The organism is Streptomyces recifensis, from assembly GCF_002154615.1.
In the GTDB taxonomy this organism is placed as follows: Bacteria; Actinomycetota; Actinomycetes; order Streptomycetales; family Streptomycetaceae; genus Streptomyces; species Streptomyces griseoluteus.
This window is the reverse complement of the sequence record NZ_MUNH01000602.1, coordinates 1-5,681: the sequence shown is the minus strand read 5'-3', so window position 1 is coordinate 5,681 and position 5,681 is coordinate 1. Positions and strand designations below refer to the sequence as shown.

General features: G+C 73.5%; 7 protein-coding genes and 1 pseudogene. 6 read left to right on the top strand and 2 right to left on the bottom strand.

The features are described 5' to 3' along the window. The first annotated feature begins 116 nt into the window (after window positions 1-116). Genes CCN33_RS26905 through CCN33_RS26895 form a run of 3 tightly spaced genes read left to right on the top strand, consistent with a single transcriptional unit; the run spans window position 117 to window position 2,055 of the window. A complete protein-coding gene (locus CCN33_RS26905; protein ID WP_086696038.1) occupies window positions 117-1,100 on the top strand; it encodes an AraC family transcriptional regulator in 984 nt (327 codons plus the stop codon). Beyond that, entirely contained in the window at window positions 998-1,750 is a 753-nt protein-coding gene (locus CCN33_RS26900) for an AzlC family ABC transporter permease (protein ID WP_086696037.1), read from the top strand. The genes CCN33_RS26905 and CCN33_RS26900 overlap by 103 nt, the downstream gene beginning before the upstream one ends. After that, window positions 1,747-2,055, top strand: a complete 309-nt coding sequence (locus tag CCN33_RS26895) for an AzlD domain-containing protein (RefSeq protein WP_086696036.1) — start codon at window positions 1,747-1,749, stop codon at window positions 2,053-2,055. Before CCN33_RS26900 ends, CCN33_RS26895 begins: the two co-directional genes overlap by 4 nt. A gap of 6 nt (window positions 2,056-2,061) precedes the next feature. Here CCN33_RS26895 and CCN33_RS26890 read toward each other — a convergent pair whose 3' ends face one another. Further along, window positions 2,062-3,006: a prenyltransferase/squalene oxidase repeat-containing protein gene (locus tag CCN33_RS26890; RefSeq protein ID WP_086696035.1), complete on the bottom strand. Its 945-nt coding sequence runs from the start codon at window positions 3,004-3,006 to the stop codon at window positions 2,062-2,064. A 79-nt stretch (window positions 3,007-3,085) separates the two neighbouring features. Between CCN33_RS26890 and CCN33_RS26885 the strand changes: the two genes are divergently transcribed. Further along, window positions 3,086-3,280, top strand: a complete 195-nt coding sequence (locus CCN33_RS26885; RefSeq protein WP_086696034.1) for a DUF3046 domain-containing protein — start codon at window positions 3,086-3,088, stop codon at window positions 3,278-3,280. Between the two features lie 179 nt (window positions 3,281-3,459). Beyond that, complete coding sequence (locus CCN33_RS26880; protein ID WP_425275871.1) at window positions 3,460-4,716, top strand: AI-2E family transporter; 1,257 nt, start codon at window positions 3,460-3,462, stop codon at window positions 4,714-4,716. 7 nt (window positions 4,717-4,723) lie between these two features. Here CCN33_RS26880 and CCN33_RS26875 read toward each other — a convergent pair whose 3' ends face one another. After that, window positions 4,724-5,314, bottom strand: coding sequence for a CGNR zinc finger domain-containing protein (locus tag CCN33_RS26875; RefSeq protein ID WP_086696033.1), 591 nt, complete (start codon window positions 5,312-5,314; stop codon window positions 4,724-4,726). A 38-nt stretch (window positions 5,315-5,352) separates the two neighbouring features. Here CCN33_RS26875 and CCN33_RS26870 point away from each other — a divergent pair. Beyond that, window positions 5,353-5,681 (top strand): annotated as a pseudogene (locus tag CCN33_RS26870) (MFS transporter); the annotation flags it as partial.

The window sequence follows — 5,681 nt, the reverse complement described above, 5'->3', positions numbered from 1 at the left end:
GGGCGGGACTGACCATGCCTCTATCCTGCACCCACCCACTGACAATCGGGCTGACCTGGGCAAACGGGACGGATCAGGGCGTGCCGCGACCGGCGGGCGTGGCCGACAATGGGCGTATGGCGGGTTCGGACGAGCGGGCACGGCACTGGCGGTACGCGGAACTGCCCGGCGTCGACCTCCTGCGTGCCCGCTACATCCGCAAGACCTTCGTCCGCCACACCCACGAGAACTTCGTGATCGCGGCCATCGCGGACGGCGTCGAGGTCTTCCACCACCGGGGTGCCGACGTCTCCGTGGGCGCGGGCGCCCTCGCCCTGGTCAACCCGGACACCGCGCACACCGGCCGCGCGGGCGTTCCCGAGGGCTGGCGGTACGGCGCGGTCTACCCGTCGCCCGAGGTGGTGGCCCGGATAGCCGCCGAGACGACCACCATCCGGGGCACGCCCGGCTTCGCCGCGCCGATGGTGGACGACCCGTACACCGTCCGCCTCGTCCACCAGATCCTGCGCGCCGCGGAGGAGGGCAACGCGCTGGCCGCCGACACCCTGCTGAGCGTCGCGGTGACCAGGCTGCTGCGGCTCAACGGCGGTCCGCTGCCCGAGCGCCGCACCCGCTCGGCCGGCGCCCGGATCGCCGCACGCGCGCGTGCCGTCCTGGAGGAGCGGATGGCGGAGCCGCCCGGCCTGGAGCGCCTCGCCACCGACCTCGGCACCAGCCGCTTCGCCCTGCTGCGGGCCTTCCGGGACGCCTACGGCATGCCCCCGCACACCTGGCTCACCGACGCGCGTGTGCGCCGCGCCCGGCTCCTGCTGGACACCGGTACCCCGCCCGCCGAGGCCGCCGCGCTCGTCGGCTTCACCGACCAGCCCCATCTCAACCGTCACTTCGCCCGCATCGTCGGCGTCCCGCCGGGCGCCTACCAGCGCGAACGCGAGAACGTGGGCGGGCGCAACAACGTACAAGACGGCGCCGGCCGGCCGGCCGTAGCGTCCGGGGCGTGGCACAGCGACAGACAGCACTCGCGGACAGGGCCGCCGAGGACGCGGGAAAGCCGGACAGCGCCGTCGTACGGGACGCCCTCGGGGTCGGCGTCGCCGTAGGGCTCTCCGGCTTCGCCTTCGGCGTCACCTCGGCCGGCAGCGGACTCGGACTCCTCCAGACCTGCGCACTCAGCCTTCTGGTCTTCACCGGCGCCTCCCAGTTCGCCCTCGTAGGGGCGCTCGCGGCCGGGGGGAACCCGTTCACGGCCGCGGCGGGCGCGTTCTTCCTGGGCGTGCGCAACGCGTTCTACGGGCTGCGGCTCTCGCAGTTGCTCGCCCTCCCGCGCGCGTTGCGGCCGTTCGCCGCCCAGTGGGTGATCGACGAGACCACCGCCGTCACCGTGGCGCAGCCGGACCGCCGCTCCGCGCGGCTCGGCTTCACCGTCACCGGGCTCAGCCTCTACGTGCTGTGGAACCTCACCACCCTGCTCGGCGCCCTTGGCGCGCAGGCCCTCGGGGACACCGACGCCTGGGGGCTGGACGCCGCCGGACCCGCCGTCTTCCTGGCACTGCTCGCCCCCATGCTGACCACGTTCACCGAGCGCGCGGTCGCGGCCCTGGCGGTCGTCCTGGGCCTCGGCCTGCTGCCCGTACTCCCCGCCGGGGCACCCGTCCTGGTGGCGGCCCTGACGGCGCCGCTCGCCCTGTTCGTCCAAGGTCTGCGGGCGCGCTCCGCCCAGCGGCCGGACGCCCCGGAGGAGGACCGTTGAACACCTGGCTCGCCATCGGCGTCACGGCGCTCGGCTGCTACGCCGTCAAACTCGCCGGACTGCTCGTCCCCGCGAGCGCCGTGGAACGGCCCCTGGTCAAGAAGCTCGCCGCGCTGCTGCCGGTCGCCCTGCTGGCCGCCCTCACCGCCCAGCAGACCTTCGCCCACGGCCACGCCCTCGTCCTGGACGCGCGGGCCGCAGGAGTGGCCGCGGCGGCCGTGGCGCTGCTGCTCAGGGCGCCGTTCCTGGTGGTCGTCGCGGTGGCCGTGGTGGTGACCGCGGGCGTACGCGCCCTGACCGGCTGAGCCGGGTCAGCCGACGTAGCGGCCGTACGCCCTGAGGGTGTGCAGCGCCTCGATGGTCACCCCGGCGCGCGCCTCCAGGGCCGGAGCCGGGGCCCACTGGCGCCAGCGCACGGGCCAGCCGCCGTCCTCCTGCTGCTCGGCGGCGAGGAAGTCCAGCGAACCCGCCATCTCCTCGTCCGTGAACCACGCCCGCGCGAGCGAGTCGGGGGTGCGCGCGAAATCGTGCGGGAAGTGGTGTTCGCCGGGCGCGTAGCCGGGGGCGACGGGGTACAGGTCGAGACGGTCCGGGTCCAGCGCCGCGAGCCGCCGCTCGCGCACCAGGCGGCCCAGCCGGTCGGCGGCCGCCTCCGCGCGGGCACGGTCGGGAGCGGCGTCCAGGAACGCCACGGCGGCCTCGATCTCGTACGGATGCGACGCTTCCAGGGCGTCCACGGCCTGCCAGCAGAAGTCGGTGGCCCGGAACAGCCACGCGTGCCACACCTCGTTGCGGTGCAGCAGGCCCACCACTGGACCCGTCGCCAGCAGCTCGCTCGGCGGGTCGTCCACCACCGGCACGAAGGGGGCCGCCGGATAACCGCGCTGGCTCGGACAGACCGCCGGCAGGGCGCCGTCCGCGGTGGACACCGAGGTCAGATAGCGGCACACCCGCTCCACCCGCTGCCCGCCGCACCGGCCGACCGCGTCCAGAACGCCCAGCGCGCGGGCGGTGTGCAACGGCTGGCTCACCGGACCGCGCAGGTCCGGCTCCAGAGCGTGGCCGTAACCGCCGTCCTCGTTGCGATAGGCGTCCAGGGCCCGCTCCACCGGGTCCGCGCCGCCGTTCAGGAAGCGGTGCGCGAAGAGCCGCTGTTCCAGCACGCGCGCGGTGAGCCAGACGAAACGCTCCGCACGGAGGAGGGGGGTGTGCGCCGGGCGCGCGGAAGGGAGTGAGGGACCATCTGATTCGGCCATGGACCAGACCGTAGAGCCCCCGGACCCCGCCGAGAACGGTCCCGGACACTCCCGCCCCCCGAGGCGGGATACTTGAGGCATGCGGTTGACGGTCTTCTGGCAGCGGATGGCGGAGCACTTCGGTGCGGGGTACGCCGACTCCTTCGCGCGCGATCACATCATGTCCGAGCTGGGCGGACGGACGGTGCACCAGGCACTCGAGGCCGGCTGGGACGCCAAGGACGTGTGGCGCGTGGTGTGCAGCGTGATGGACGTGCCGGGAGACAAGCGCTGAGCCTCGGTCGTCGCCCGGTGCCGGGCGACATCGGCCGAAAGGCGGGGGCGAAATACGCGGATCGCCGGTCCCCCGGTCGACGGACGCCCCGCCGGGTGTGTTGACGGCCACACACCGAGTAGGTCACCCGGGGCCCTCATACGGTCCGCGCTGTCGGTGGCGTGGGCGAGACTTGGCCCGTGGCACGCATCGACGACATCGAGCCGACCGACCCGCAGACGGCACCTCGGACCGGGGACGCCGCCTCCTCCGGCACGCCGCCGCGTGAGCCCGCGGACGGTGCGCTCGCGGGTGCCCGGATGCCCCGCTGGCTGCCGCGCGCCATGGTGCTCGCGCTCGCGCTGGTCGCCGTGTTCCAACTGGGGAGCTGGGCCTTCCACGAGCTGACCGGGCTCCTGCTCAACATCCTGATCGCGTTCTTCCTGGCGCTCGCCATCGAGCCCGCCGTCAGCCGTATGTCCGCGCGTGGCATGCGCCGCGGACTCGCCACCTTCCTGGTCTTCCTCGGCCTGGCCGTCGTCACCGCGGGCTTCTTCACCCTGCTCGGCTCGATGCTCGCGGGCCAGATCATCAAGATGATCGAGGGATTCCCCGAGTACCTCGACTCGGTCATCAATTGGGTCAACCAGACCTTCCACCTTCAGCTCCGCCGGTTCGACGTCCAGGAGGGCCTGCTCCACTCCGACTGGCTGCGCAAGTACGCGCAGACCAGCGCGGCCGGCGTGCTCGACGTGTCCGCGCAGGTGCTCGGCGGGCTCTTCCGGATCCTCACCGTCGGCCTGTTCTCGTTCTACTTCGCCGCCGACGGTCCCCGGCTGCGCCGTGCCCTGTGCTCGGTGCTGCCGCCCGCGCGGCAGGCCGAGGTGCTGCGCGCCTGGGAGATCGCCGTCGACAAGACCGGCGGCTACATCTACTCGCGCGGCCTGATGGCCCTCGTCTCCGGCATCGCGCACTACATCCTGCTCCAGGCCCTCGGCGTGCCGTACGCGCCCGTGCTCGGTGTCTGGGTCGGCCTGGTCTCGCAGTTCGTGCCGACCATCGGCACCTATCTCGCGGGCGCGCTGCCGATGCTGATCGCGTTCACCGTGGCGCCCTGGTACGCGGTCTGGGTGCTGGTCTTCGTCGTGGTCTACCAGCAGTTCGAGAACTACATGCTGCAGCCCAAGCTGACCTCCAAGACCGTCGACATCCACCCGGCCGTCGCCTTCGGCTCGGTCATCGTGGGCACCGCCCTGCTCGGCGCGGTGGGCGCCCTGATCGCCATCCCGGCGGTCGCCACGCTGCAGGCGTTCCTGGGGGCGTACGTCAAGCGGTACACGGTCACGGACGACCCGCGCGTGCACGGCCACCGACTGCGCCGGCAGGGCCGCCCGGACACCTTCCTCCGCCTCCGCCTCGGGCGCCCGCGGGCCCCGGAGCCGGACTCGGAGGGGTAGGGGGACTTCAGGAGGGTTCCCGCTCGGCGCGGGCGCGGCGGTGGGCCGCCACCCGCTCTCGGGTGGCGCACCGGCGCGAGCAGTAGCGGCGGGGCGGCCCGCTGCCGCGGGTGACGTAGACGTTGTCGCAGCTCGGGGAGGCGCAGGTGCCGCCCGGCGGGCGCTGGCGATCCCAGAGCAGGACGGTGAGCGCCAGGCAGGCGGAGGCCAGGAGCCACTCGGCCCAGGGGGCGTCGTCGGCGCGGTCCAGGTGGGGATGCCAGGGGCCGGTGCCGTCGTGGGAGGAGAGCCTGACGCGGCCGGTGTGCGTCTCCAGCAGGCGGTTGAGGGTCGCGGCGGCGGTGTCGGTGTCCTCGGCGGCGAAGACCTCGCGCAACAGGGCTGCGGACGCGCGCATCTCGGTGACCTCGCGCGGGGAGGGGCCGACGTCCGTCTCGCCGTACGCGCGCAGGACGGCTGTCACGTCCGCCGGGGCCGAGTCGTCATCGGCGAGGGCGTTGATCAGGTCGGCGGTGCGCTGGGCCGTCGTCAGTACCGAGTGGCGGGTGGACCAGTCGTCGGGGGCGGGGGCGTTGGACACGGGGCGAATGTAACGCATATTGCGGACGTTTGAGTTACCTCCGTAACGTCGGTGCGATGAAGAGGCGTTACGGGCTTGCCGCGTACCTCGCGGGTGCGGTGGCCGCGCGGGTGGGGGACGAGATGTCGGGGCCCGCCCTGATGCTGGCCGGGTTCGCGGTTACGGGTTCGGCCGCTGCGGGTTCGGCGCTGCTCGCGGGGGTCACGATCTCCGCTGTGGTGGGTGGGCCGGTGCTGGGGCTGTTGCTCGACCGGGTGGAGCGGCCGGGGTGGTTGCTGGCGGGGGCGCTCGGTCTTTACGGCGGCGGCTTGGGACTGGTGCTGCTCGGGCTCGGCCGGGTTCCCTTCGCCATGGTGCTGGGGCTTGCCGTGGCGGTGGGGGTGGC

Coding starts and splice junctions, on each gene's coding strand:
- CCN33_RS26905 (WP_086696038.1), top strand. CDS start 117: ATGGCGGGTTCGGACGAGCGGGCACGGCACTGGCGGTACGCGGAACTG.
- CCN33_RS26890 (WP_086696035.1), bottom strand. CDS start 3,006: ATGGCCGAATCAGATGGTCCCTCACTCCCTTCCGCGCGCCCGGCGCAC.
- CCN33_RS26885 (WP_086696034.1), top strand. CDS start 3,086: ATGCGGTTGACGGTCTTCTGGCAGCGGATGGCGGAGCACTTCGGTGCG.
- CCN33_RS26875 (WP_086696033.1), bottom strand. CDS start 5,314: ATGCGTTACATTCGCCCCGTGTCCAACGCCCCCGCCCCCGACGACTGG.